Source organism: Citrobacter tructae, from assembly GCF_004684345.1.
Classification (GTDB): domain Bacteria; phylum Pseudomonadota; class Gammaproteobacteria; order Enterobacterales; family Enterobacteriaceae; genus Citrobacter; species Citrobacter tructae.
Window position 1 is genome coordinate 3,167,215 of sequence record NZ_CP038469.1, and the last position, 25,378, is coordinate 3,192,592.

The window sequence follows — 25,378 nt, forward strand, 5'->3', positions numbered from 1 at the left end:
TTCTTGTGTTTTTGCAGTAAAGGATGGTGGAGCTATGCGGGATCGAACCGCAGACCTCCTGCGTGCAAGGCAGGCGCTCTCCCAGCTGAGCTATAACCCCATCGTAAAACTGTTCTCTGTACCGCTCATCCTTTATGAAAGGATTTTGGTAGGCCTGAGTGGACTTGAACCACCGACCTCACCCTTATCAGGGGTGCGCTCTAACCACCTGAGCTACAAGCCTGCAGAGATTTTTACTGCTAATTTTTCATCAGACAATCTGTGTGAGCACTACAAAGAACGTTTCTTTAAGGTAAGGAGGTGATCCAACCGCAGGTTCCCCTACGGTTACCTTGTTACGACTTCACCCCAGTCATGAATCACAAAGTGGTAAGCGCCCTCCCGAAGGTTAAGCTACCTACTTCTTTTGCAACCCACTCCCATGGTGTGACGGGCGGTGTGTACAAGGCCCGGGAACGTATTCACCGTAGCATTCTGATCTACGATTACTAGCGATTCCGACTTCATGGAGTCGAGTTGCAGACTCCAATCCGGACTACGACATACTTTATGAGGTCCGCTTGCTCTCGCGAGGTCGCTTCTCTTTGTATATGCCATTGTAGCACGTGTGTAGCCCTACTCGTAAGGGCCATGATGACTTGACGTCATCCCCACCTTCCTCCAGTTTATCACTGGCAGTCTCCTTTGAGTTCCCGGCCGAACCGCTGGCAACAAAGGATAAGGGTTGCGCTCGTTGCGGGACTTAACCCAACATTTCACAACACGAGCTGACGACAGCCATGCAGCACCTGTCTCACGGTTCCCGAAGGCACCAATTCATCTCTGAAAAGTTCCGTGGATGTCAAGAGTAGGTAAGGTTCTTCGCGTTGCATCGAATTAAACCACATGCTCCACCGCTTGTGCGGGCCCCCGTCAATTCATTTGAGTTTTAACCTTGCGGCCGTACTCCCCAGGCGGTCGACTTAACGCGTTAGCTCCGGAAGCCACTCCTCAAGGGAACAACCTCCAAGTCGACATCGTTTACGGCGTGGACTACCAGGGTATCTAATCCTGTTTGCTCCCCACGCTTTCGCACCTGAGCGTCAGTCTTTGTCCAGGGGGCCGCCTTCGCCACCGGTATTCCTCCAGATCTCTACGCATTTCACCGCTACACCTGGAATTCTACCCCCCTCTACAAGACTCTAGCCTGCCAGTTTCGGATGCAGTTCCCAGGTTGAGCCCGGGGATTTCACATCCGACTTGACAGACCGCCTGCGTGCGCTTTACGCCCAGTAATTCCGATTAACGCTTGCACCCTCCGTATTACCGCGGCTGCTGGCACGGAGTTAGCCGGTGCTTCTTCTGCGAGTAACGTCAATTGCTGCGGTTATTAACCACAACACCTTCCTCCTCGCTGAAAGTACTTTACAACCCGAAGGCCTTCTTCATACACGCGGCATGGCTGCATCAGGCTTGCGCCCATTGTGCAATATTCCCCACTGCTGCCTCCCGTAGGAGTCTGGACCGTGTCTCAGTTCCAGTGTGGCTGGTCATCCTCTCAGACCAGCTAGGGATCGTCGCCTAGGTGAGCCGTTACCCCACCTACTAGCTAATCCCATCTGGGCACATCCGATGGCAAGAGGCCCGAAGGTCCCCCTCTTTGGTCTTGCGACGTTATGCGGTATTAGCTACCGTTTCCAGTAGTTATCCCCCTCCATCGGGCAGTTTCCCAGACATTACTCACCCGTCCGCCACTCGTCACCCGAGAGCAAGCTCTCTGTGCTACCGTTCGACTTGCATGTGTTAGGCCTGCCGCCAGCGTTCAATCTGAGCCATGATCAAACTCTTCAATTTAAGTTTGATGCTCGTGAATTAAACTTCGTAATGAATTACGTATGTTCACTCAGAGACTTGGTATTCATTTTTCGTCTTGCGACGTTAAGAATCCGTATCTTCGAGTGCCCACACAGATTGTCTGATAAATTGTTAAAGAGCAGTGCAACGCGGCTTTCGCTCACCGTTGCGAGGTCCCGTATAATACGTTTTCCTCATTCAGAGTCAAGCAATTATTTCTGCTTTTCTCTGCAAGGTTCTCAGTGGAACCCCGCTGACCCGGCGGCGTGTAATCCGTTGTTCCGTGTCAGTGGAGGCGCATTATAGGGAGTTATTTCAGGCTGACAAGCGGAAATTTAAAATAACTTTCCAAGTGCGTATTTTTCCAGCAAAACTGATTAAACTGCCAGTTTTTCGAGCGTTTTGAAGCCATAACGCTGTAGAACGGGCAATAACTGTTCAGCTTCAGTGGTCATTGCCATACAGAAGGCGATGTTCTCGTCAGGTGATTTCGCATCAGGCGCTTCATGTTCTAACAACCAGGCCGTACGACGCGCAATCGCGGCACCGGAATCCACCAGTCGCGTCCCTTCAGGCAGAACCTGTAAAAGCTCTTCCTGCAATAGAGGAAAATGAGTGCACCCAAGCACCACCGTGTCAGGTGGTTCCGACATCCGCAACCACGGGCGCAGAATACGGCGCAGCTCTTCCAGAGAAACTGTTTCGCCATGCAGCTTCGCTTCCGCCAGTTCCACCAGCTCGGCGGAACCCAACAGCGCTATCTGACATTCGTTTGCAAACCGCGCGATCAGCTCATGAGTATATGAACGCTTCACCGTTGCACGCGTAGCCAGCAGCCCCACAACACCATTCGCCGTGAGTCGCGCCGCTGGTTTAATAGCAGGCACCACGCCTACCACCGGAAAGGCAAATTTCTCCCGTAACGCAGGGAGCGACACCGTGCTTGCCGTATTACACGCGATAACCGCAAGAGAGAGGGGATAGCGCTGCTGGACCGCAGTCACAATCTCAACAACACGCCCGACAATAAATTCCTCGCTTTTCTCTCCATAAGGAAAGGCGACGTTATCGAAAGCGTATATATAGTGGAGATCCGGCAAGAGATTCCGGATCTCGTTGTAGACCGACAACCCACCGACGCCGGAATCAAACACCAGCACGGTGGGACGTGGATCAGAAGGTGTAGCTGCCAGACAAGGTGTATTCCCGTCCTGCAGTTTCGTAGCCATAAACTGTCTCGTAATCTTTATCGAACAGGTTGGCGATTTTACCACGAACTGTCAGCTGTGAGGTGATTGGATATGATACTGCCAGATCCCACAAACTAACCCCTCCCATTTTTACCGGCTGGTAGGTAACGTAGTCCGTGTCATAACGCGTTCCCAGATAGTGATACGTCAGGCCCCAGTCAAAATCATAAACCTGCCAGTCGAGCTGATACTTCACCTGCTGTTTGGAACGACGCGCCAGCGGCTTGTCCGTAATCGCATTGCGCGAATCGACATAATCGTAGCTCAGCGTGTGCGCCAGCGGACCGGTATCGAAATTCGCCGTCGCTTCAACGCCTTTAATACGGACTTTGCCTTCGTTAAAGTATTTCTCGGTATGCGGGTCGTAATCGATCATGTCATCGATATCATTACGATACCCTGACACGCGCCAGTTCACGCCCGCCGTTAAACCTTCAAATGCCCCTTCCCATTGCTTGCTCTCTTCGGGATCCAGGTTCGAATTGCCATAATAGCCATGGAGTTGCCCGAGATTAGGCGCTTTGTAAGATGTGCCGTAAGACGCAATAAAGCGATAACCGTCAATAAACGCCCATCCGGCGCTGGTTTGCCATGTTCCATGACGACCAAACTCGGAGTTGTCGTCGCTACGCGCCGCACCTTCAAAGGTGAAGTCGCCAAGCTGTTGCAATCCGGTCAGATAGAGGCCCGTGTTACGCTGATCGTAACCGTCCGTGACATACCCGGTGCCAGGCTCTGTGGTTTGCTTTTGCCAGTCAACGCCTGCGCCAACGTTACCGTGGCCCACCACCATGCTGTTTGACCACTGAACATTATATTGCTTCATCTCATCCAGGGTTGCTGAGGAGTCGTAGCGGCCATAATCCGGATCATAGTTGTAGTCTTTGCTGTGGCTGTAGCTGGAAACCAGCTGCGACTGGATTTGCTCGCCATTAAAACGCAGCCCTGCATCCCAACTCTGGCTGTAGAGCTTGCGGGTATCGAGAAGCGCCGAGCCGGGGGAATAGTAGGAGTCATAATTGGTGCGGTTATCATAGCCATAGCCACGAACAAACCCGCTCCATGTGTCGGAGAAGTTGTGTTCCAGTGCGCCATACAGTGTCTTACTTAAGAAACCATCTTTGTCGGGCTGCGCCTGAGAACCGGTGCTGCCGTAGGCGACAACATCAAAACCTTTGGTATAGGCATAATCCCCCATCAGCGTAACGCGCGTATTCTCGCCTAACTGTTGTTGGGTTGAGACATCGTAATTCTGATAACCATTACTGCCCATACCGGCGGTCAATTCCGTCCCCGGCTTTTCTCGCGTGGTAATGATATTCACCACACCGCCAATCGCATCAGAACCATAAACAGCGGAACGCGGCCCGCGAATGTATTCTATACGTTGCACCAGTGATACCGGGAACTGGCTGAGATCGGCTGAGCCGCTCACCCCCGCTAAGTTCAGGCGCACGCCGTCAATCAGCACCAGCACATGGCTGGCATTGGTCCCACGAATAAAAATAGACGAGTTCTGTCCCATACCGCCGCTTTGCGCGATATCGACACCCGGCAGCCGACGCAGAACGTCATTCACAGAGGTGGATTGCCAGCGATCGATATCCTGGCGCGTAACAACAGTAATGGGGGCAAGAACGGCACTAAGGGGCTGCTGAAAACGGTTCGCAGTGACGACGAGTGTATCCAGGCTAGCGTCCTGCGCCCAACTAGAAAATGCCGCGACGGAAAGTGCCGTCAGCAGCAATGATTTTTTAATCATTGTAAAGCATCCACAATATAAGAAGGATGCCGCAGGTCCCACCGATAGTACGCGATGATGAAAACCAGATGCGACGTTAGCCGGCAGGTCTTCGGGCTTGGAAGGTTATTCAGGATATAGAATAAAAAGAAATGAAGACTTCCCACCCACAGGCAGTGTCTGCTTACGCTCTCATCTCACCTTTCCTTACCGCTGCGCGTCAGCTCCAGATTTACACTGGATTCCCTTTTAACTCACAGGACCGGAACGCGGATGCTACCGTCTGTTACAACCTACTGTCCAGACCGCACATCACAATATCGGAAATCATCAATAACTGGACATCTACTGAGCAATCCCTACAATCCCCGCGTACTTTTATTTTTCAGGATGCATCATGACCCCCGAACACCTTCCGACAGAACAGTATGACGCGCAGCTAGACGAAAAAGTGGCACGTTTGCAGAGCTTAATGACGCCATTTACTGATCGGGCTCCGGAAGTGTTTCGCTCGCCGGTCAGCCATTACCGTATGCGCGCCGAGTTCCGTTTGTGGCACGACGGTGATGACCTGTACCACATCATGTTCGAAAGCCAGACCAAAAGTCGTATTCGCGTCGACAGTTTTCCGGCAGCCAGCGAACTCATCAACACGCTGATGACGGCGATGATCGAAGGCGTTCGCAATAACCACGTCCTGCGCCACAAACTGTTCCAGATTGATTACCTCACTACCCTGAGTGGTCAGGCGGTAATATCAATGCTGTACCATAAAAGGCTGGATGACGAATGGCGTCAGGAAGCCGAGGCGCTGCGGGATGCACTGCGTGCGAAGAATCTGAACGTGCATCTGATTGGTCGGGCGACCAAAACCAAAATCGAATTGGATCAGGATTATATCGACGAACGATTGCCGGTCGCGGGTAAAGAGATTATCTACCGCCAGGTTGAGAACAGCTTCACGCAGCCGAATGCCGCCATGAATATTCAGATGCTGGAATGGGCGATTGATGTCACCAAAGGTTCACAAGGCGATCTGCTTGAGCTGTACTGCGGTAACGGCAACTTCTCGCTAGCGCTGGCGCAGAACTTCAACCGCGTATTGGCTACCGAAATCGCCAAGCCATCCGTTGCTGCAGCACAGTACAACATTGCGGCTAACAATATTGATAATGTACAAATTATTCGCATGGCGGCCGAAGAGTTCACTCAAGCGATGAACGGCGTACGTGAGTTCAACCGTTTGCAGGGCATCGATCTGAAGAGTTACCAGTGTGAAACCATTTTCGTTGACCCACCGCGCAGCGGCCTGGACAGCGAAACGGAGAAAATGGTGCAGGCGTATCCGCATATTCTGTACATCTCCTGCAACCCGGAGACGCTGTGTAAGAATCTGGAAACGTTGAGCCAGACGCACAATGTGTCACGTCTGGCGCTGTTCGATCAGTTCCCGTATACGCACCATATGGAGTGCGGGGTGTTACTGACCGCGAAGTGATTTTTTATAGGCCGGATCCTGCGTTTACGACGCCATCCGGCTACTTCACGTTATTCCGCAATTTCCTGCTTACGGTTACGCACCTTAAAGCCGATCCAGAACACCAGAATTACCGACAGTACAGCCGGGAAGAAGTTAGAGCCGATATCCGGGTATTCCGCGCGCACCACTGTGCTGTATAACAGAACGCCGAGGATAAAACAGGCGGCAGCCAGGCCCGGTAATCCCACAGGCATGGTGCGATTCTGGTAACGTTGATGCAGACAGTAAACTGTCAGCACCAGCGAAATAATCGGGAATACGGAGAATGGCACAATGGAGCTAAACAGCGCCGCAAATGTGCCATTGATCGATAAGCCAGCAACTAGCGCCAGCAGCAGCGTACCTTTATCTTGACCTGACTGTTTCATTGCTCGTCCTTCTCGTTACTCGGAGTGATGCGTCATCTTCTCTTGTTCGCGGCGATACCAGTAAAATGCGCCTTTGGCGATCATGCGCAATTGCAATACCAGCCGCTCTTCCAGTTGTCGACGCTGTTCGGCGCCAACATCCAGCGCTTCTGCCCCCGCACTGAAAACAATCGTCACCATGGCTTCGGCTTGTGCTTCAGTAAACGCACGAGGCATATGGTTTTCGAGTTCCAGATAGTCCGCAAGTTCCGCAATAAAATGCTGAATTTCGCGAGCCACTGCGGCACGAAACGCCGCGGAGGTTCCAGACCGCTCGCGCAATAATAAACGGAAGGCGTTAGGATTGTTGCCGATGAACTCCATAAATGTTGAGACCGAGGTGCGGATCACACTGCCGCCCTTGGCGATGCGTTGACGCGCCTGGCGCATCAACTGGCGTAGCATCAGGCCACTCTCATCCACCATCGTCAGGCCGAGTTCATCCACATCGCGAAAATGGCGATAAAATGAGGTTGGCGCAATGCCCGCTTCACGAGCAACTTCTCGTAAACTGAGGCTGGCAAAACTTCGCTCTGCGCTCAATTGACTAAATGCAGCTTCGACCAGCGAACGCCGGGTTTTTTCTTTTTGTTGCGCTCTAACGCCCATCACGATGTCTGAATCCTTCCTTATACCTTGCTGGCACTATACCAGAGATTAGGTGGTTGGCATGGCTTTGTGAATGATTGTTTACGCGCAGTTTGTGCTTCGACTTCGCAAAAAAGCACAACGATAATTGGGTTATCCCAACAACGATGTTACTATTCTGTTGCTTTTATGTATAAGAACAGGTAAGCCTGACCATGTCACATTCCTACGATTACGATGCAATAGTAATAGGTTCCGGCCCCGGCGGCGAAGGCGCTGCAATGGGTCTGGTTAAGCAAGGAGCGCGCGTCGCCGTTATTGAGCGCTATCATAACGTCGGCGGAGGCTGTACCCACTGGGGCACAATCCCGTCTAAAGCGCTCCGCCACGCAGTCAGCCGTATCATTGAATTCAATCAGAACCCACTCTACAGCGATCATTCCCGACTCCTGCGCTCTTCTTTTGCCGATATTCTTAACCATGCCGATAACGTCATTAATCAGCAAACGCGCATGCGGCAAGGGTTTTATGAGCGTAATCATTGCGAAATTTTGCAGGGCAATGCCCGTTTTGTTGACGAACACACCATTGCTCTGGAGTGCCACGACGGTACCGTGGAAACGCTCACGGCAGATAAATTTGTCATTGCCTGCGGCTCGCGCCCCTACCACCCGACTGATGTCGATTTTTCACACCCGCGCGTTTACGACAGCGATTCCATTCTCAGTCTGCATCATGAACCCCGCCACGTTCTGATCTATGGTGCGGGCGTAATTGGCTGTGAATATGCATCGATCTTCCGTGGAATGGACGTTAAAGTTGATTTAATCAACACCCGCGACCGTCTGTTGGCTTTCCTCGATCAGGAGATGTCCGACTCGCTCTCTTATCACTTCTGGAACAGTGGCGTGGTTATTCGCCATAACGAAGAGTATGAGAAGATTGAAGGCTGCGATGATGGCGTCATCATGCACCTGAAATCCGGGAAAAAACTGAAAGCCGATTGCCTGCTGTATGCCAACGGTCGTACCGGTAACACCGATTCGTTAGCGCTGGAGAATATTGGCCTGAAGACGGACAGCCGCGGCCAGCTAAAAGTGAACAGCATGTACCAGACGGCGCTGCCGCATGTGTATGCCGTAGGGGATGTGATCGGTTATCCGAGCCTTGCCTCCGCAGCTTACGATCAGGGCCGTATCGCTGCTCAGGCACTGGTTAAAGGTGAAGCCACCGCGCACCTGATCGAAGATATTCCGACCGGAATTTACACCATTCCTGAAATCAGCTCCGTCGGTAAAACTGAACAGCAACTGACGTCAATGAAAGTCCCTTACGAAGTCGGCCGCGCTCAGTTTAAACATCTGGCTCGCGCACAAATCGTCGGGATGAGTGTCGGAACGCTGAAGATCCTGTTCCATCGGGAGACCAAAGAGATTTTAGGGATCCACTGCTTTGGCGAACGCGCAGCCGAAATTATTCATATCGGTCAGGCGATAATGGAGCAAAAAGGTGGTGGTAACACCATAGAGTACTTCGTTAACACCACCTTTAACTACCCAACCATGGCGGAAGCCTATCGGGTAGCTGCGCTGAACGGCTTAAACCGCCTGTTTTAACGCGCTGTCGAAATGGCCATCCATTGCACCACGGATGGCCTCTGCCAGCTGTTCATAACGGCTGCGCAGCGGCGAACCCGGACGGTACACCAGACCAATGGTTCGACGCGGTTCAGGCTTAATGCACGGCACATAGACCACACCGTCACGATTACGCTCCGGTGGTACAGCCAGCGCGGGCAGTAAAGTAATCCCACTGCCTGCAGCCACCATGTTGCGCAGCGTTTCCAGACTGGTTGCCCGGAAATGGGTATCTTCATCAGCACCGGCTTCAAAACAGAATCCCATCGCCTGGTCACGCAAACAGTGACCATCTTCCAGCATTAACAGTTTTTCACCTGCAAGATCGGACATCGGTACACGGTCGCGGTTTGCCCATGGGTGATCTTCATAGATCGCCAACATCATCGGCTCATCAAACAACGGTACTTCGATAAACGCTTCACTCTCTTTCACCAGCGCCAGAATCACGCAGTCGAGTTTGCCGCTGTCCAGTTGCGCCAGCAGCTGATGCGTTTGGGCTTCATGCAAGTACATTTCCAGTTTCGGGAAGGTCTGGTGCAACATGGGAATAATATGCGGCAGCAGGTAAGGTCCTACTGTTGGGATCAAACCAATATGCAGCGGGCCAGACATTGCCTCACCCTGTTGGCTTGCCATCTCCTTGAGCACTTTGACCTCGCGCAGCACAGTACGCGCCTGATCCACCAGCAGCAAACCTGCCTGAGTGAACAGCACTTTACGACTCGTACGCTCCAGCAGCATAACGCCAAGCTCATCTTCGAGTTTGCGGATTTGCCCACTCAGCGTTGGCTGGCTGACGTGACAGGAGTCTGCCGCTCGTCGGAAGTGACGATGTTCGGCCAGTGCTACCAGGTATTCAAGATCACGAATATTCATTATTCATCCTCCATTGCCACGATAGTTCGCAGCGATAGGTAGCATAGCAACGAACGATTATCCCTATCAAGCATTCTGTTTAATAATGCACCACAGAAACGGAACGGTACCCCTTTAACCCTTGAAGCTACTGTCCGTTCTAATACTCGAAATAACTAAAGCCAACGTGAACTTTTGCGGACCCTGTGGTCCGCTTTTTTTTTGCATAAAAAAGCCTGGCGTGATGCCAGGCTCGAATCATTACCACTCAATTTATGCCAGACGAGCCTTCGCGTAATCGATCGCCTGCGCGACCTGCTGCGGTGAAACGCCACCTTTTGCCGCACGCTTATCAAGGCACGACTGCAATGAGAGGATCGGGTAGACGTCATCGCCAATCACCGCGCTGAATTTTTGCAAATCAGTCAGTGAAAGTGCTTCCAGCGGTTTGCCCTGACGAATGGCCTCGACCACCGCTTCGCCCACGATATGGTGCGCTTCACGGAAAGGAACCCCTTTGGCCACCAGATAATCTGCCAACTCAGTGGCGTTGGCATAGCCCTGCTGCGCAGCTTCCTGACAACGTGGACGTTTCACCTGAATACCATCCAGCACCAGTGCCGCCATATGCAGGCAGTCCAGCCAGGTATCAAGCGCGTCGAATACCCCTTCTTTGTCTTCCTGCATATCTTTGTTATACGCCAGCGGCAGCCCTTTCAGCGTCATCATCATGCCGGTCAGCGCGCCTTGTACGCGGCCACATTTGCCACGGATCAGCTCCAGCGCATCCGGATTTTTCTTCTGCGGCATTAATGATGAACCGGACGTTACGCGATCGGACAACTCCACAAAACCGGCTTCACCGGTATTGAAGAAAATCAGATCTTCAGCGAAGCGCGACAGGTGCACCATACCGATAGAGGCGTCAGAGAGTAACTCCAGCACGTGGTCACGATCGGACACGCTGTCCAGACTGTTGCGGGTTGCCGAGGCAAAGCCCAGCCAACCGGCCAGTTGCTCACGATCGATTTCATACGCCGTACCGGCCAGCGCACCGCAGCCTAACGGGCTAACATCCAGGCGCTTAAGCGCATCCTGCAGGCGGCTCTCATCACGTGCCAACATTTCGACATAAGCCAGACACCAGTGTGCAAATGTCACCGGCTGCGCACGCTGCAGGTGAGTGTAGCCCGGCATGACGGCGTCCTGGTTATTTTGCGCGGTATCGACCAGCGCACTTTGCAACTGACGGTTAGCAGACAGCAACTCAAGCACCGTGTCTTTGCACCACAGTTTAAGGTCGGTTGCCACCTGATCATTGCGGCTACGTCCGGTATGCAGTTTTTTACCCAGCTGACCGACTTTTTCGATGAGCTTACCTTCTACCCAACTGTGAATATCTTCCGCATCGCTCTGCAGGATCTGCTGTGGGTCGAGGCGCACCTCTTCCAGCAGATTGTTCAGCGCCTCTTCCAGCTGTAGCTGTTCATCGGCTGTCAGTACACCAACCGTTACCAACGCTTTGGACCAGGCCACAGAGCCGACAATATCCTGTTCTGCCAGGCGGTAGTCAAAACGCAACGAGTCGTTGAACTGTTTGAACCGCTGATCTGCTGCCTGTGTAAAACGCCCACCCCAAAGTGCCATAACGAATTTCCTTAATTTCTTGAATTTCATCGCCGAATTGCATGCTGCGATCCGGCCTACAATATCATTACGCCAAAATACGTGTACCAATCGGCGTGCCGTTAAACAGTGCCGGAAGTTGTTCGGCATGACGCCAGGAGGCGATATCCACCGGACGTCCCAGTGTACGAGCTGCATCCAGCGCCGCGTTCACCTTCACAATCATGCCATCGGTAATAATGCCCTGTTCAATCAGCTGTTCCGCTTTGGCGGCGGTCATTTCGGCAATCCGCTGACCTTTACCATCCAGAATTCCGCTAACGTCAGACAACAGGATAAGATCCGCGCCCAGCGTTGCCGCCAGCGCCGTCGCCGCCTGATCGGCATTGACGTTCATTAATTGCCCTTCTTCCGTTACGCCAATCGAGCTGACAACCGGCAGAAAACCGTTTTCCAGCAGCGTGTTAATCAGCTTAGGCGAACCCGGCTGTGCCAGTCCAACGTGACCTAATGCTTCATCGAGCTGGGTCACTTTTACACTGTCACCATCGCCAAGATACAGGCCAACGGAGGCAATATGGTGTTTTTTCGCCCACGCCAGCAGCGTTTTATTTGCCGTCCCTGCGAGAGCACCGGTGATGATGTCGATCTGGTCGGCAGGCGTCACGCGCAGACCATTTTTCTTTTTCACCGGCAGGTTGAGTCCTTTCATCAGCTCATCAACCACGCAGCCGCCGCCGTGCACAATGACCAACGGACGCTGGTGCAACTCGCGATAATTGACCAGTGCGGTAAACAGACGCTCCAGCGCCTCTTCGCTATCCAGTAAAACGCCGCCCAGCTTGATAATTAATGGATTCATCATTGCATCCTTAAATAAGAGACTGCGTTTCAGCAAAGCCGAAACGGATATTTGCGCACTGCATGGCCTGTGCCGCCGCACCCTTTAATAAATTATCTTCGGTCGCGACCACAATCAGGTGCTCACCCTGCACGGCAAAACCGATATCACAGAACGGCAGGCCGACCACGTTTTTCAACGCCGGAACACCCTTCTCATATAAACGCACCAGCGGTTTATCACCGTAGGCTTGCTGCAAAGCTTCCGCCACCCGCACATGGGTCACACCCGGTTTCAGGCGACAGGTGATGGTTTCCAGGATCCCACGCGGAAAGTTGCCCAGATGCGGGGTGAAAATCACTTCAGCCCCCAAATGCGTGGCAATTTCCGGTTGATGGCGATGGGTAAACACGCCATACGGTTGCAGGCTCACTTCACAGAAGCTGTTCGAGATGGCGGCCTTACGTCCTGCACCGCTCACACCGCTGGTGGCGTTAATCACCGGCCACTGGCTGAGATCAAGCAGATCAGCATCAATCAGCGGTTTCAGCGACAACTGCGCCGCCGTTGGATAGCAACCTGGGACGGCAATCAGATTCGCGTCTTTTAGTTTGCTAGCACTCCACTCCGCCAGACCGTACACCGCCAGCTCCAGCAGATCGGGATGCTGATGAGTAAAGCCATAATATTTTTCATAGAAGGCACCGTCGTTTACACGAAACGCCCCTGAGAGGTCGAACACCACGCAGCCCGCTTTCAGAAACTGTGGTGCCAGGTCATGACTCACCTCATGGGCCGTCGCGAGGAACACAACGTCCACTCCTGCGCTAAACTCGCTGATATCTGACATGGGCTGCAACGGCAAATCGACAATGCCCTTTAACTGCGGATGTAAATCAGAGATTAATTTTCCTGCATCATTGCTTTGCGCTGAGACAGTCAAAGCGGTTATGGTCATATCAGGATGGCGATTTACATAGGTCACAAGCTCTGCACCAGCATAGCCACTGGCGCCCACAATCAGCGTATTCAACATCGGGGCTGTTCACCTTCTTATATTCGGTTGCCAGGTTTAAGCCTTTATCACCTCACCTTACACTTGGTGGGTTTTATTACGCTCAACGTTAATGTATTTTTATTCACAATTACTGCATGAATATTGATACTATCATGACCCGAGGTGTGTCAACAATGAAAAACAATTTACCGCCATTTATCGAGATTTACCGCGCTCTGATTGCCACACCGTCGATTAGCGCCACCGAAGAAGCCCTCGATCAAAGCAATGCAGGTTTAATCACTCTGCTCGCGGACTGGTTCAAAGATTTAGGCTTCAGCGTTGAGGTACAACCGGTCCCCGGCACCCGCAATAAATTCAACATGCTGGCAAGCACTGGCACCGGCGCGGGTGGCTTGCTGCTCGCCGGTCATACCGACACCGTGCCGTTTGACGACGGACGCTGGACGCGGGATCCGTTCACCCTAACCGAGCATGACAATAAGCTCTACGGGTTGGGCACGGCGGATATGAAAGGTTTTTTCGCGTTTATTCTCGATGCGCTACGTGATGTCGATGTGAAACAGCTGAAAAAGCCGCTCTACATTCTGGCCACCGCCGATGAAGAGACCAGCATGGCGGGCGCACGCTACTTCTCTGAAAATACGGCAATTCGCCCGGATTGCGCCATCATCGGTGAGCCAACGTCCCTGCAGCCAATTCGCGCGCACAAAGGTCATATCTCCACGGCGGTACGCGTGCTGGGTCAGTCTGGCCATTCCAGCGATCCGGCGCGTGGCGTGAACGCCATTGAGCTGATGCACGACGCCATCGGTCACATAATGCAGCTTCGCGACTCGCTGAAAGCGCGCTATCACCACGATTCATTCACCGTACCTTACCCAACGCTAAACCTCGGCAGTCTGCACGGTGGCGATGCCTCTAACCGCATCTGCGCCTGCTGCGAACTGCACATGGATATCCGTCCGCTGCCGGGTATGACGTTAAGCGATCTGAATGGTTTACTGGCCGAAGCGCTGGCACCGGTGAGCGAACGCTGGCCTGGCCGCCTGACGGTTTCCGAGCTGCATCCGCCGATCCCAGGCTACGAATGCCCACCGAATCACCAACTGGTTGAGGTGGTGGAAAAACTGCTCGGCGAGAAAACCGACGTGGTGAACTACTGCACCGAAGCGCCGTTTATCCAAACGCTTTGCCCGACGCTGGTGCTTGGACCGGGGTCCATTAATCAGGCACATCAGCCGGATGAGTATCTGGAAACGCGTTTTATTAAGCCAACCCGCGAATTAATTACCCAGGTTGTGCATCATTTCTGCTGGCATTAACCCGCTGTCGCCTCGCTAATCCTTTAGTGGTAAGCGGGGCGTTTTTTTTAACATTCACATAAGCAACGCTTATTTAGTTCGATGTGAATTAAATAACGTAAATTCCCACCATTTTTTCGTTTGCTGAACCGATTTCGCCGCAATTGACGCCACGAGTTTTACGTGGCTTTATAAAAGACGGCCAAAAAAGTTAAGCCCGAAAGAGACAGGGCTAATAAATTTAAGATGGGGTGTCTGGGTTAATATGAACGAACAATATTCCGCGTTGCGTAGTAATGTCAGTATGCTCGGCAAAGTGCTGGGAGAGACCATCAAGGATGCGCTGGGAGAGAACATTCTTGATCGCGTAGAAACAATCCGTAAGCTGTCTAAATCATCCCGCGCTGGCAATGAAGCGAACCGCCAGGAGCTGCTCACTACGCTGCAGAACCTGTCCAACGACGAGTTGCTGCCAGTTGCTCGCGCATTTAGTCAGTTCCTGAACCTGGCCAATACCGCCGAGCAATACCACAGCATTTCGCCAAAAGGCGAGGCTGCCAGCAACCCGGAAGTGATTGCTCGTACCCTGCGCAAACTGAAAGACCAACCCAACCTCGATGAAGCGACGATCAAAAAAGCCGTGGAATCGCTCTCTCTGGAGCTGGTACTGACCGCCCACCCGACCGAAATTACCCGTCGTACGTTGATCCATAAAATGGGCGAGGTCAACGCGTGTCTCAAACAACTGGATAACAAAGACATCGTCGATTACGAACGCCACCAGCTGATGCGCCGCCTACGCCAGTTAATCGCCCAGTCCTGGCATACAGATGAAATCCGTAAAATACGTCCCAGCCCGGTTGATGAAGCCAAATGGGGCTTCGCCGTGGTTGAAAACAGCCTGTGGGAAGGTGTGCCGAACTATCTGCGTGAACTGAACGAACAGTTGGAAGAGCATCTGAACTATAAGCTGCCCGTCGATTTTGTCCCGGTCCGATTCACCTCCTGGATGGGGGGTGACCGTGACGGCAACCCGAACGTGACGGCGGATATCACCCGTCATGTGCTGCTGCTCAGCCGCTGGAAAGCAACCGACCTGTTCCTGAAAGACATCCAGTTTCTGGTTTCTGAGCTATCGATGGTCGATGCCACGCCAGAGCTCTTAGCGCTGGTGGGTGAAGAAGGTGCGGCAGAACCTTACCGCCACCTGATGAAAATGCTGCGCTCACGCCTGATGACGACCCAGGCCTGGCTGGAAGCGCGTTTGAAAGGCGAAAAATTGCCAAAACCTGCAGGCCTGTTGACGCAAAACGAGCAGCTATGGGAACCGTTGTACGCGTGTTACCAGTCTCTGCAAGCTTGCGGTATGGGTATCATCGCCAATGGCGAACTGCTCGATACCCTCCGTCGGGTGAAATGTTTTGGCGTACCGCTGGTGCGTATCGATATTCGTCAGGAAAGCACCCGTCATACCGAAGCGCTGGGCGAACTGACCCGCTATCTGGGAATTGGCGACTACGAAAGCTGGTCAGAAGCAGACAAACAGGCCTTCCTGATCCGCGAACTGAATTCCAAACGTCCACTGCTGCCACGCAGCTGGGAACCGAGTAACGAAACCCGTGAAGTGCTCGACACTTGTCGGGTGATTGCCGAAGCACCTTATGGCTCTATTGCCGCCTACGTTATCTCGATGGCGAAAACACCGTCGGATGTGCTGGCCGTTCACCTGCTGCTGAAAGAAGCTGGCATTGGTTTTACCATGCCGGTAGCACCGCTGTTTGAAACGCTGGACGACCTGAACAATGCTGACGATGTTATGACTCAGCTGTTAAATATAGACTGGTATCGCGGTCTGATTCAGGGCAAACAAATGGTCATGATTGGCTACTCTGACTCTGCAAAAGACGCAGGCGTCATGGCGGCTTCTTGGGCGCAATATCAGGCACAGGATGCGCTGATCAAAACCTGCGAAAAAGCCGGCATTGAGCTGACGTTGTTCCACGGCCGCGGTGGTTCCATTGGCCGCGGTGGCGCGCCAGCGCATGCGGCGCTGCTCTCACAACCGCCAGGCAGCCTGAAAGGTGGACTGCGCGTTACTGAGCAGGGTGAGATGATCCGCTTCAAATACGGCCTGCCGGAAGTCACCATCAGCAGCCTGTCGCTGTACACCGCCGCGATCCTGGAAGCCAACCTGTTACCACCGCCGGAGCCTAAGGACAGCTGGTGTCATATCATGGATGAGCTGTCTGATATCTCCTGCGAGCTGTACCGGGGCTACGTACGTGAGAATAAAGACTTTGTTCCCTACTTCCGCTCTGCAACCCCCGAGCAGGAACTGGGCAAATTACCTCTCGGCTCACGGCCGGCAAAACGCCGCCCGACCGGTGGAGTAGAGTCTCTACGCGCTATTCCGTGGATCTTTGCCTGGACGCAGAACCGCCTGATGCTCCCGGCCTGGCTGGGTGCAGGTACCGCACTGCAAAAAGTGGTTGAAGACGGTAAACAAAGCGAACTTGAAGCGATGTGCCGCGACTGGCCATTCTTCTCCACGCGTCTTGGCATGCTGGAAATGGTGTTCTCGAAAGCGGACCTGTGGCTGGCGGAATACTACGATCAGCGTCTGGTCAAAAAAGAGCTGTGGCCGTTGGGCGAAGAACTGCGTCAACGCCTGGAAGCAGATATCGATGTCGTGCTGGCGATTGCCAACGACTCACATTTGATGGCCGACCTGCCGTGGATTGCCGAGTCGATTCAGTTAAGGAATATTTATACCGATCCACTGAACGTCCTGCAGGCTGAACTTTTACACCGTTCGCGTCTGGCGGAAGAGAAAGGCGAAGCGCCCGATCCGCGCGTCGAGCAAGCACTGATGGTCACCATTGCAGGTGTCGCAGCCGGTATGCGTAATACAGGTTAAGTGAGTCCCCTGTCACCCTCGTGCTATTGCGCGAGGGTGATCTCAAAAACGCTTGTCATAACCACTTCATTTCAAATATATTTCCACCTTGATTCATTTATTTCATGAATGAATCATCAACAAAACGCGATATTAACGTCGCAAAACTTCAGTTCCTCTTAATATTTAGCCGCTACTCTTGGCGACACGATTAATGACAGGCTCACACTATGCAATCCTTATCCCTCCAGACTAAACCCCTGTTTAGCTGGAAAGCCCTGGGTTGGGCGCTTCTCTATTTTTGGTTTTTTTCTTCATTATTGCAGGCCATTATCTATTTTAGCGGTTACAGCGGATCGACTGGATTACGCGACTCATTATTGTTTAGTTCTCTGTGGCTGATCCCGGTATTCTTATTCCCTAATCGTATCCGTATTATTGCCGCCGTCATTGGCATCGTGCTGTGGGCAGCCTCGCTCGCCGCGCTGAGCTATTATGTCATTTACGGGCAGGAGTTCTCGCAGAGCGTTCTGTACGTGATGTTTGAGACCAATGCGAACGAAGCCAGTGAATATTTAAGCCAGTATTTCAGCCTCAAGATTGTTTTTATCGCGCTGGCCTATACCGCCGTGGCTATTCTGCTGTGGACACGTCTGCGCCCTGTCCATATTCCTTCCCCCTGGCGTTATCTGGTGTCGTTTGCACTGCTATACGGTTTGATTCTGCACCCAATGACCGTCAATACGTTTATTAAGCATAAACCTTTCGAGCAAACGCTGAATGGTCTTGCCGCACGCATGGAGCCCGCTGCGCCGTGGCAGTTTATCTCTGGCTATTATCAGTATCGTCAGCAGCTGACCTCATTGAACAGTCTGCTGAATGAGAACAACGCACTGCCGCCGCTGGCACACTTTAAAGACAACTCTGGCGATGCACCACGCACGCTGGTTCTGGTGATTGGAGAGTCGACTCAGCGTGGGCGCATGAGCCTGTACGGTTATCCACGTGAAACCACGCCGGAACTGGACGCGTTGCACAAATCCGATCCTAACTTGACCGTATTCAATAATGTAGTGACCTCACGTCCATACACCATTGAAATCCTGCAACAAGCGCTGACCTTCGCCAACGAGAAGAACCCGGATTTATATCTGACGCAGCCGTCGCTGATGAATATGATGAAACAGGCGGGTTATAAGACCTTCTGGATCACTAACCAGCAAACAATGACTGCCCGCAATACCATGCTGACCGTGTTTTCCAAGCAGACGGATAAGCAGTTTTATATGAACCAACAGCGGACCCAAAGTGCGCGTGAGTACGACAGCAACGTGCTGGCACCGTTTAAAGAGGTGTTGGCCGATCCGGCGCCGAAAAAATTCATCATCGTTCATCTGTTGGGTACGCATATTAAGTACAAATTCCGCTATCCAGATGGTCAGGGGAAATTCGACAACAATATCGACAATGTTCCCGCTGGCCTGGGTAATGATGAGCTGGAAGCCTACAACGATTACGACAGCGCGAATGTCTACAATGACCACATCATTGCCAGTCTGATTAACGACTACAAAGCCACCGATCCGAACGGCTTCCTGCTCTACTTCTCCGATCATGGAGAAGAGGTGTATGACACGCCGCCGCATAAAACGCAGGGTCGTAATGAAGACAACCCAACGCGTCATATGTATACGGTGCCGTTCCTGCTGTGGACCTCTGAAAAATGGCAGGCCACGCACCCGCGTGATTTCTCACAGGATGTGAATCGTAAATACAGCAGTTCTGAGCTTATCCACACCTGGTCTGATTTAGCGGGCTTCACCTACGACGGTTTCGATCCAACTCGTGCCATTACCAACCCGCAGTTCAAAGAGACGACCCGCTGGATTGGGAATCCGTACAAGAAAAACGCCCTGATTGATTACGATACTCTGCCTTACGGTGATCAAATCGGTAATCAGTAATAATCGCACCGGCCACTCTTAAAGAGTGGCCTTTTTTTACGATGACGGTTACTGTTTCCCTGTCTGCTGCCTGCAAGGGATTAACATGTATCACGACATCAGCCATATTCTCTCCCGCCTGATTAACGGCCCCACACAACTGCGGCAGATTTATTTTGCCAGCACCAGCCCCTCAACGCCTGAGCTGGCGTATCAGGTTGATTTTCCTCGGCTGGAGATTGTGCTGGAAGGTGAATTCACCGATAACGGGGTCGCTGGGGCACCCACCACGTTAACGCCTTATGATGTTCTGTACGTCCCGGCAGGTGGCTGGAACTTCCCGCAATGGAAAACACCAGTCACCACACTCAGCATTCTATTCGGTAAACAGCAATTAGGTTTCAGCATCGTTCAGTGGGATGGCAAGCAGTATCAAAACCTCACGAAGCAACACGTCGCACGACGCGGACCGCGTATCGGCTCATTCCTGCTGCAAACACTCAATGAAATGCAGATGCAGCCTCAGGAGCAGCAAACGGCCAGACTAATCGTTGCCAGCCTGCTCAGCCATTGCCGCGACCTACTGGGAAGTCAGATTCAGACGGCGTCACGCAGCCAGGCACTTTTTGAAGCCATTCGTGACTATATTGACGAACGTTACGCCTCGCCGCTCACACGGGAATCCGTGGCCCAGGCGTTCTACATCTCTCCGAATTACCTTTCGCACCTGTTTCAAAAAACAGGGACCATCGGCTTTAATGAATATCTGAATCATACGCGACTGGAACACGCAAAGGCACTGCTGAAGGGCTACGACCTGAAGGTTAAAGAAGTGGCGCACACCTGTGGGTTTGTCGACAGCAATTATTTCTGCCGCCTGTTTCGTAAAAATACCGAGCGTTCACCCTCAGAGTATCGTCGGCAATATCACAGCCAGTTGACGGAAAAAAGTATCATTCCAGAATAAGATGGGTATGTTGCGGTGCCGAAAGCAGTTTACGCACAGCACTCATCACCCGCTGGGGTTCCCGAAGAAAAGCGCTAATGCCCGACTGAACGTAGCGGCTCTGGGTAAAACGCTCTACTCCTGCCAGTTCGATATCAGTAATCAGCAACACAACATCCGCTCGCCGAATATCCTCTTCGGTTAAGCGATTCTCCGTTCCCAGCGCGCCCTGGGTCTCGATCTTAATGCTCCACTTTTCCTGCTGGCAGAGCTTCTCCAGCCTTTCGGCAGCCATATAGGTATGCGCGACGCCGCTGACGCAAGCGGTCACTGCAACCAGATATCGAACAGATGCGACTGCCATATCAACCTCCCACGGTTACCTGAAATCCGGCGTTTTCTGCCATCTTACGTAACGTCGCCACCTCTTGTGCTGACGGGGCGGACACATCCTTCATCGACCACTGTTGCCCAAGCAGGCGGTATTTCGGCTCGCCATACTGATGAAACGGTAGCAGATGTACTTGTTTTATATCTAATGATGACAATAAAGTCAGCGCACGCTGCATGTTCTCCACGCTGAGCGTAAAGCCTGGAATCATCGGTAGACGGGGGATCACATTGACTCCCTCACGGACTAATAGCTGTAAATTCGCCAGCACGCGAGACAGATTCATATTTACCACCTCGCGAGCCTGGCGCTCATCCAAAATTTTGAGATCGAAAAGCACCTCATCGCATAACTTTGCCAGCGGCAGCAGGCGACTGGCGGGAGCATCACCCGCCGTTTCAATCGCGCACTGCACACCGTTACGCCGCAGGCGCTGTAAAAATCGGATGGCAAAAGGTGCCTGCATCAGCACTTCACCGCCCGAAAGCGTCACTCCACCGCCAGAGGTGCGAAAGAAAACATCATCTTTCATCACCTCGCGCTCCAGCTCATCCAGCGTAATGTCACGGCCAATACGCTCAAACGCACCAGAAGGGCACTCGTCGGCGTCGCGTAGACACGGCGCACAATGGAGGCATTTATTCTCCCGCCGTACCGTTTCAATTCGCGGAGAAATAGATTCAGGATTGGCGCACCACGGGCAGGTATGCGGGCAACCTTTAAAAAAGACAACAGTGCGAATACCTTGCCCGTCATTCAATGAATAACGCTGAATATTGAATATACGCGCGACCTCCTCGCCACTCGGCTCAATCACTTCACAGTTGATGCGCGGTGCGACGAATGATGTCATCCTGGATCTCCTTCGACAGCTCGACAAAGAAGGCGCTGTAGCCCGCCACGCGAACCACCAGCCCCGCAAAGTCCTGCGGACGCTGCTGCGCTTCCTTCAACGTCTCGGCGTTCACCACATTGAACTGGATATGCTGGAGCTTGAGCTGGGTAAATGCGCGCAGGAAATCAGCCAGCTTGCGTAAACCCGCCTCCCCTTCCAGCGTGGCTGGCGTAAATTTTACGTTCAACAGCGTTCCGTTCGACAACAGCGTATTGTCCAGCTTGCTCACCGATTTCAGCACCGCCGTCGGTCCCTGCATATCTTGCCCCAGCATTGGCGACAGGCCGCCATCTGCCAGTTGCTCACCGGCAAAACGACCATCCGGCGTCGCCCCCACCACGGAACCCAGCGGTACATGAGCGGAAACGGTATATGAACCTGGCGTAAATTGCCCCCCGCGCGGGTTCTGGTATTTCTCCACCTCTTTGCAGTAATGACGCAGCAGTTCGGCGCTGATGTTATCCACATCATCAATATCATTGCCGTATTTTTCGAAGCGGTTAATCAACCTGGCGCGAATTTTCTCACCTTCCGGCGAGGCAAAGTTGCCCTTTAATACTGACAGCAGTTCATCAAAACTTAAGCGTCGCTGTTCGAACACCAGCCCGTTTAGCGCATGCAGAGAATCACTCAGGTTGGCAATGCCAATCCCCTGTACACCGGAGAAGTTGTAGCGCGCACCGCCATCGGTAATGTCGCAGCCTTTCTCCAGACAGTCGCTGATAAACGAAGAGAGCAGCGGCACCGGTGCCCAGTCGCGGTGGCCGATATCGCAAATATTACTGCCTTCCACCATCAGCGTGATGTAGTGGCTAATTTTGGCGCGAATATGTGCGAGCAAACTTTCATACGTCAGCTCACCGTTGTTTTCGTTCTCATACAGGCAAATCTCCATCACTTTCAGCAGATTAAACATAGCGATATCGTGCAGCCCATACGTTCTGCCCGGAATCGACAGCTCCACGCAGCCCACCACGGCGTAATCTCGCGCATCCTCCAGCGAAACGCCGCGGTTCAGGAACGCAGGCACCACCACTTCATCATTAAAGATTTGCGGAATACCGGTGCCGAGACGAATAGTCTCCGCCGTTTTCATCAGGAACGGTGTATCAATCAGCGCGTTTGTGCGCACGCCTAGGTTCGGCTGCGGCAATTGCACGCTCTGATAGGCATCCAAACAAAGGAAAGAGAGCACGTTCACCGCGCTGCGTCCGTTCTCCGTCAGGCCGCCGAGCAGCGCGGTATAGCCCGTTGGGAATCCAGCGAAATAGCGGGCGCTGCTGGTGGATCGCAGCAGGACGATGTCATTGCATTTCACCCATAGCGATTCGAGCAGCTCTTTTAAGAAAGCGGGATCTTCGCCCTGGGTCAGAGAAGCCTGGTAAAACGGCAGCATATACTGGTCAAAACGACCCAGAGAGAGTGAGCTGGCATTGGATTCATACTGCAGAATGATATTCATGTACCAGAACAGCTGGCACGCCTGCCAAAAGGTTTGCGGCTTATGCTGCATGTTATGACGAGAGTTTGCAGCGATAGCGAGCAGCTCCTGGCGACGCTGCGAATCCGGACCGTTTTCCGCCATTTTTTCTGCCAGCAGAGCATAGCGCAGGATGTGGTTTTGCGAAGCCTCAAGCAGCAACAGCGCCGCCTGATAAAAGTGGTTTTCCGGCTCCTGCTGACAGTGCTGTTGCATCTGTGCCACCAGTTCGCCCAACCCGTGATTGAGCAAGTGCGGGTAATCAATAATGATATGCCCCTGCCCTTTATCCGTCTGGTTAACGCTGAAAATCTGCGTGCTGACGGCGGCCTTCACCTCATCGGTCATCTGACGGTTGATGAAGTCTTTCATCGACCGTTTTTCCCAGTACGGGAACAGCTCGTCGCGGTAGAGGCGCTTATCCTCTTCGCTAATCTCAAAGCGATCCTGCGGGCGGGTCGGGAACTGATCCAGCTCTTTGAGCAGCCAGTACGGATCCATTTCCGGCGAGATAATACCCGCACGCGGCTTGACGGTACGGTTCCCGGCAATTAATTCCTCATCACGAATCGAAATCTCAACATGTTCAAGGATATATGCGGTCGCTTTGGCCCGGCGCAGAATAACCGATTCCCCCTCCGTCTGCTGATGGCTGGCGGTATACAGCTGTGCACGCTCAAGTGAGATTTCACGCGAATGTTGAAACAGCGCTGTTTTGAGTCGTTGGATACGATTCGTCATGAGGCAGGCTCCCTGGTATATAACGTTACGCAGTTTGCGTCAGATGTGCGTCAATCTTGTTCATGATGGCATCAGCGCGTTTTACCGCATCGCTAATGTTGACACGAACGATAGTTTTTCCCGCAAAACGCTCCTCAAACTTAATGCCAATATCTTTGGTCAGTATCACCACATCGGCATCCGCCACATCCGTTGCGGTCAGTTCATTCTCCAGGCCAATCGAGCCTTGCGTCTCTACCTTCACGTCCCAACCCTTCGCTTTCGCGGCGCTTTCCAGCGCTTCTGCCGCCATATAGGTGTGCGCAACGCCTGATGGACATGCTGTTACTGCGATAATTTTAGTCATGGCTCATTCCTCACTTAATTCATTTCAAAATCTAAATCCAGGTCGTCTTCTTTCTCGTCAACCTGAGAGACGTTCTTACGCGCCAGACTTTTCAGCACGTTAACGCACAGAGCGGTCACGACGGCTCCGACTGCGACGGCCGCGATATAACCCAGCTTGCCTTCCACCACCGGCAGAACAATCAACCCACCCCAACCGGCATAACACTGTGCACCGAACAGAGCGGCCGTTACCGCGCCACAGGCGGAACCAATCATGATGGAGGGGATCACGCGCAGCGGGTCAGCGGCGGCAAATGGAATCGCTCCTTCTGTTACGCCGACGCAGCCCATCACCAGTGCGGCCTTCCCGGCTTCACGCTCTTCAGAAGAGAAGTTTTTGCGGCCAATCAGCGTCGCTAGCCCCAATCCCAACGGCGGTACGCAGATGGCAACGGCGGCAATCGCGACTACGGTATAAACACCCTGCGCCACGCAAATCAGCATGAACGCGTAGGCAACTTTGTTGATCGGCCCACCCATATCGAAGGCCAGCATCAGCCCCATGACGACCGCAAGCAGTACGATGCTTCCCTGCTGCATGCCCTGTAACCACTGCGTCAGGCTGGCCGTTAACGCGCCAACCGGCTCACCTAATCCCCACATCATGATGCCTGCGGTAATAAAGGTACCGACGATGGGGATAACGAAAATGGGCATCACCGAGCGCAGCACCTTATGCACCGGGATTTTCTTTAGATAATGGACAACGATACCGCCAATAATCCCAGCGATCAGCGCGCCAAAGAAACCGGCTCCGAAGCTGTTACCCACCCAGGCCGCGATGGCACAGGGAGCTAGCGCGGAGCGCTCGGCGATGGAATAGCCGATATAGGCGGCGAGGAAAGGCACCATCAGAGTCAGTCCAGCAACACCAATATCAAAAAGCTTCTTGAGATTGGGGTCGGTCGCAGCATCCGGCACGGCACCTTTGCCATACAGCATGACGGAAACCGCCAGTAAAATTCCGCCCGCCACTACAAAGGGGATCATATGCGAAACGCCGGTCATTAAATGCTGACGGGTGTTTTTCAGGATCTGCACCAACTCTTTCATAAG

General features: G+C 52.8%; 19 protein-coding genes, 2 tRNA genes, 1 rRNA gene and 1 riboswitch. Of the genes, 6 read left to right on the forward strand and 16 right to left on the reverse strand.

From position 1 onward, the window contains the following. Window positions 1-24 precede the first annotated feature (24 nt). From E4Z61_RS15845 to btuB, 5 genes are all read right to left on the reverse strand, one after another. Window positions 25-100 (reverse strand) — tRNA-Ala (locus E4Z61_RS15845). Window positions 101-146: 46 nt separating this feature from the next. After that, window positions 147-223, reverse strand: a tRNA-Ile gene (locus E4Z61_RS15850). A gap of 70 nt (window positions 224-293) precedes the next feature. Continuing rightward, window positions 294-1,833 (reverse strand): 16S ribosomal RNA (locus E4Z61_RS15855). A gap of 377 nt (window positions 1,834-2,210) precedes the next feature. Then, on the reverse strand, window positions 2,211-3,062 hold the full coding sequence (gene murI, locus E4Z61_RS15865; protein ID WP_135323602.1) for a glutamate racemase: 852 nt from the start codon (window positions 3,060-3,062) through the stop codon (window positions 2,211-2,213). Then, window positions 3,007-4,845: a TonB-dependent vitamin B12 receptor BtuB gene (gene btuB, locus E4Z61_RS15870; RefSeq protein ID WP_135323603.1), complete on the reverse strand. Its 1,839-nt coding sequence runs from the start codon at window positions 4,843-4,845 to the stop codon at window positions 3,007-3,009. Before btuB ends, murI begins: the two co-directional genes overlap by 56 nt. A 65-nt stretch (window positions 4,846-4,910) precedes the next feature. Further along, window positions 4,911-5,106, reverse strand: a riboswitch (cobalamin riboswitch). 115 nt (window positions 5,107-5,221) lie between these two features. Here btuB and trmA point away from each other — a divergent pair. Beyond that, window positions 5,222-6,322, forward strand: coding sequence for a tRNA (uridine(54)-C5)-methyltransferase TrmA (gene trmA, locus E4Z61_RS15875; RefSeq protein WP_135323604.1), 1,101 nt, complete (start codon window positions 5,222-5,224; stop codon window positions 6,320-6,322). Between the two features lie 50 nt (window positions 6,323-6,372). Here trmA and E4Z61_RS15880 read toward each other — a convergent pair whose 3' ends face one another. Together E4Z61_RS15880 and fabR are read right to left on the reverse strand one after the other, a co-directional pair. Further along, window positions 6,373-6,732, reverse strand: a complete 360-nt coding sequence (locus tag E4Z61_RS15880) for a YijD family membrane protein (RefSeq protein ID WP_003825114.1) — start codon at window positions 6,730-6,732, stop codon at window positions 6,373-6,375. A 15-nt stretch (window positions 6,733-6,747) separates the two neighbouring features. After that, window positions 6,748-7,383, reverse strand: a complete 636-nt coding sequence (gene fabR / locus E4Z61_RS15885; protein ID WP_003028862.1) for an HTH-type transcriptional repressor FabR — start codon at window positions 7,381-7,383, stop codon at window positions 6,748-6,750. A gap of 191 nt (window positions 7,384-7,574) precedes the next feature. Between fabR and sthA the strand changes: the two genes are divergently transcribed. Continuing rightward, window positions 7,575-8,975 carry a Si-specific NAD(P)(+) transhydrogenase gene (sthA, locus tag E4Z61_RS15890; protein ID WP_135323605.1) on the forward strand — a complete coding sequence of 467 codons (1,401 nt, stop codon included), beginning with the start codon at window positions 7,575-7,577 and terminating at the stop codon, window positions 8,973-8,975. On the opposite strand, the gene oxyR is transcribed toward sthA, so the two are convergent. The 4 genes from oxyR to argC form a co-directional block, all read right to left on the reverse strand. Continuing rightward, on the reverse strand, window positions 8,958-9,875 hold the full coding sequence (oxyR, locus tag E4Z61_RS15895) for a DNA-binding transcriptional regulator OxyR (protein WP_135323606.1): 918 nt from the start codon (window positions 9,873-9,875) through the stop codon (window positions 8,958-8,960). The genes sthA and oxyR overlap by 18 nt on opposite strands. A 252-nt stretch (window positions 9,876-10,127) precedes the next feature. Next, a complete protein-coding gene (argH, locus tag E4Z61_RS15905; RefSeq protein ID WP_135323607.1) occupies window positions 10,128-11,501 on the reverse strand; it encodes an argininosuccinate lyase in 1,374 nt (457 codons plus the stop codon). Between the two features lie 67 nt (window positions 11,502-11,568). Further along, window positions 11,569-12,345 carry an acetylglutamate kinase gene (gene argB / locus E4Z61_RS15910; protein ID WP_135323608.1) on the reverse strand — a complete coding sequence of 259 codons (777 nt, stop codon included), beginning with the start codon at window positions 12,343-12,345 and terminating at the stop codon, window positions 11,569-11,571. Window positions 12,346-12,352: 7 nt separating this feature from the next. Beyond that, window positions 12,353-13,357: an N-acetyl-gamma-glutamyl-phosphate reductase gene (argC, locus tag E4Z61_RS15915; RefSeq protein WP_135323609.1), complete on the reverse strand. Its 1,005-nt coding sequence runs from the start codon at window positions 13,355-13,357 to the stop codon at window positions 12,353-12,355. A gap of 155 nt (window positions 13,358-13,512) precedes the next feature. Between argC and argE the strand changes: the two genes are divergently transcribed. The 4 genes from argE (at window position 13,513) to E4Z61_RS15935 (ending at window position 20,449) form a co-directional block, all read left to right on the forward strand. Beyond that, a complete protein-coding gene (gene argE, locus E4Z61_RS15920; protein WP_135323610.1) occupies window positions 13,513-14,664 on the forward strand; it encodes an acetylornithine deacetylase in 1,152 nt (383 codons plus the stop codon). A 244-nt stretch (window positions 14,665-14,908) separates the two neighbouring features. Further along, the gene (ppc, locus tag E4Z61_RS15925; protein ID WP_135323611.1) at window positions 14,909-17,560 is read left to right on the forward strand and encodes a phosphoenolpyruvate carboxylase; all 2,652 of its coding nucleotides are present in this window, start codon (window positions 14,909-14,911) and stop codon (window positions 17,558-17,560) included. Window positions 17,561-17,769: 209 nt separating this feature from the next. Further along, a complete protein-coding gene (locus tag E4Z61_RS15930; RefSeq protein WP_135323612.1) occupies window positions 17,770-19,503 on the forward strand; it encodes a phosphoethanolamine transferase CptA in 1,734 nt (577 codons plus the stop codon). An 85-nt stretch (window positions 19,504-19,588) separates the two neighbouring features. Next, the gene (locus E4Z61_RS15935; RefSeq protein WP_135323613.1) at window positions 19,589-20,449 is read left to right on the forward strand and encodes a helix-turn-helix transcriptional regulator; all 861 of its coding nucleotides are present in this window, start codon (window positions 19,589-19,591) and stop codon (window positions 20,447-20,449) included. Here E4Z61_RS15935 and E4Z61_RS15940 read toward each other — a convergent pair. From E4Z61_RS15940 to E4Z61_RS15960, 5 genes are read right to left on the reverse strand one after another with little or no spacing between them, the layout of a single operon-like run. Then, window positions 20,436-20,792, reverse strand: coding sequence for a PTS fructose-like transporter subunit IIB (locus tag E4Z61_RS15940; protein ID WP_135323614.1), 357 nt, complete (start codon window positions 20,790-20,792; stop codon window positions 20,436-20,438). The genes E4Z61_RS15935 and E4Z61_RS15940 overlap by 14 nt on opposite strands. 1 nt (window position 20,793) lies before the next feature. Next, the gene (locus E4Z61_RS15945) at window positions 20,794-21,672 is read right to left on the reverse strand and encodes a [formate-C-acetyltransferase]-activating enzyme (protein ID WP_135323615.1); all 879 of its coding nucleotides are present in this window, start codon (window positions 21,670-21,672) and stop codon (window positions 20,794-20,796) included. Then, window positions 21,638-23,935 carry a formate C-acetyltransferase gene (locus E4Z61_RS15950; RefSeq protein ID WP_135323616.1) on the reverse strand — a complete coding sequence of 766 codons (2,298 nt, stop codon included), beginning with the start codon at window positions 23,933-23,935 and terminating at the stop codon, window positions 21,638-21,640. Before E4Z61_RS15950 ends, E4Z61_RS15945 begins: the two co-directional genes overlap by 35 nt. Before the next feature lie 25 nt (window positions 23,936-23,960). Then, window positions 23,961-24,281 carry a PTS fructose-like transporter subunit IIB gene (locus E4Z61_RS15955; protein ID WP_135323617.1) on the reverse strand — a complete coding sequence of 107 codons (321 nt, stop codon included), beginning with the start codon at window positions 24,279-24,281 and terminating at the stop codon, window positions 23,961-23,963. A gap of 14 nt (window positions 24,282-24,295) precedes the next feature. Next, window positions 24,296-25,375, reverse strand: coding sequence for a PTS fructose transporter subunit EIIC (locus tag E4Z61_RS15960; RefSeq protein WP_135323618.1), 1,080 nt, complete (start codon window positions 25,373-25,375; stop codon window positions 24,296-24,298). Between the last annotated feature and the right edge of the window lie 3 nt (window positions 25,376-25,378).

What these genes read in the sequence shown, in the direction of transcription:
- murI (WP_135323602.1), bottom strand. Translation starts at nt 3,062, where the DNA reads ATGGCTACGAAACTGCAGGACGGGAATACACCTTGTCTGGCAGCTACA.
- btuB (WP_135323603.1), bottom strand. Translation starts at nt 4,845, where the DNA reads ATGATTAAAAAATCATTGCTGCTGACGGCACTTTCCGTCGCGGCATTT.
- trmA (WP_135323604.1), top strand. Translation starts at nt 5,222, where the DNA reads ATGACCCCCGAACACCTTCCGACAGAACAGTATGACGCGCAGCTAGAC.
- E4Z61_RS15880 (WP_003825114.1), bottom strand. Translation starts at nt 6,732, where the DNA reads ATGAAACAGTCAGGTCAAGATAAAGGTACGCTGCTGCTGGCGCTAGTT.
- sthA (WP_135323605.1), top strand. Translation starts at nt 7,575, where the DNA reads ATGTCACATTCCTACGATTACGATGCAATAGTAATAGGTTCCGGCCCC.
- oxyR (WP_135323606.1), bottom strand. Translation starts at nt 9,875, where the DNA reads ATGAATATTCGTGATCTTGAATACCTGGTAGCACTGGCCGAACATCGT.
- argH (WP_135323607.1), bottom strand. Translation starts at nt 11,501, where the DNA reads ATGGCACTTTGGGGTGGGCGTTTTACACAGGCAGCAGATCAGCGGTTC.
- argB (WP_135323608.1), bottom strand. Translation starts at nt 12,345, where the DNA reads ATGATGAATCCATTAATTATCAAGCTGGGCGGCGTTTTACTGGATAGC.
- argC (WP_135323609.1), bottom strand. Translation starts at nt 13,357, where the DNA reads ATGTTGAATACGCTGATTGTGGGCGCCAGTGGCTATGCTGGTGCAGAG.
- argE (WP_135323610.1), top strand. Translation starts at nt 13,513, where the DNA reads ATGAAAAACAATTTACCGCCATTTATCGAGATTTACCGCGCTCTGATT.
- ppc (WP_135323611.1), top strand. Translation starts at nt 14,909, where the DNA reads ATGAACGAACAATATTCCGCGTTGCGTAGTAATGTCAGTATGCTCGGC.
- E4Z61_RS15930 (WP_135323612.1), top strand. Translation starts at nt 17,770, where the DNA reads ATGCAATCCTTATCCCTCCAGACTAAACCCCTGTTTAGCTGGAAAGCC.
- E4Z61_RS15935 (WP_135323613.1), top strand. Translation starts at nt 19,589, where the DNA reads ATGTATCACGACATCAGCCATATTCTCTCCCGCCTGATTAACGGCCCC.
- E4Z61_RS15940 (WP_135323614.1), bottom strand. Translation starts at nt 20,792, where the DNA reads ATGGCAGTCGCATCTGTTCGATATCTGGTTGCAGTGACCGCTTGCGTC.
- E4Z61_RS15945 (WP_135323615.1), bottom strand. Translation starts at nt 21,672, where the DNA reads ATGACATCATTCGTCGCACCGCGCATCAACTGTGAAGTGATTGAGCCG.
- E4Z61_RS15950 (WP_135323616.1), bottom strand. Translation starts at nt 23,935, where the DNA reads ATGACGAATCGTATCCAACGACTCAAAACAGCGCTGTTTCAACATTCG.
- E4Z61_RS15955 (WP_135323617.1), bottom strand. Translation starts at nt 24,281, where the DNA reads ATGACTAAAATTATCGCAGTAACAGCATGTCCATCAGGCGTTGCGCAC.
- E4Z61_RS15960 (WP_135323618.1), bottom strand. Translation starts at nt 25,375, where the DNA reads ATGAAAGAGTTGGTGCAGATCCTGAAAAACACCCGTCAGCATTTAATG.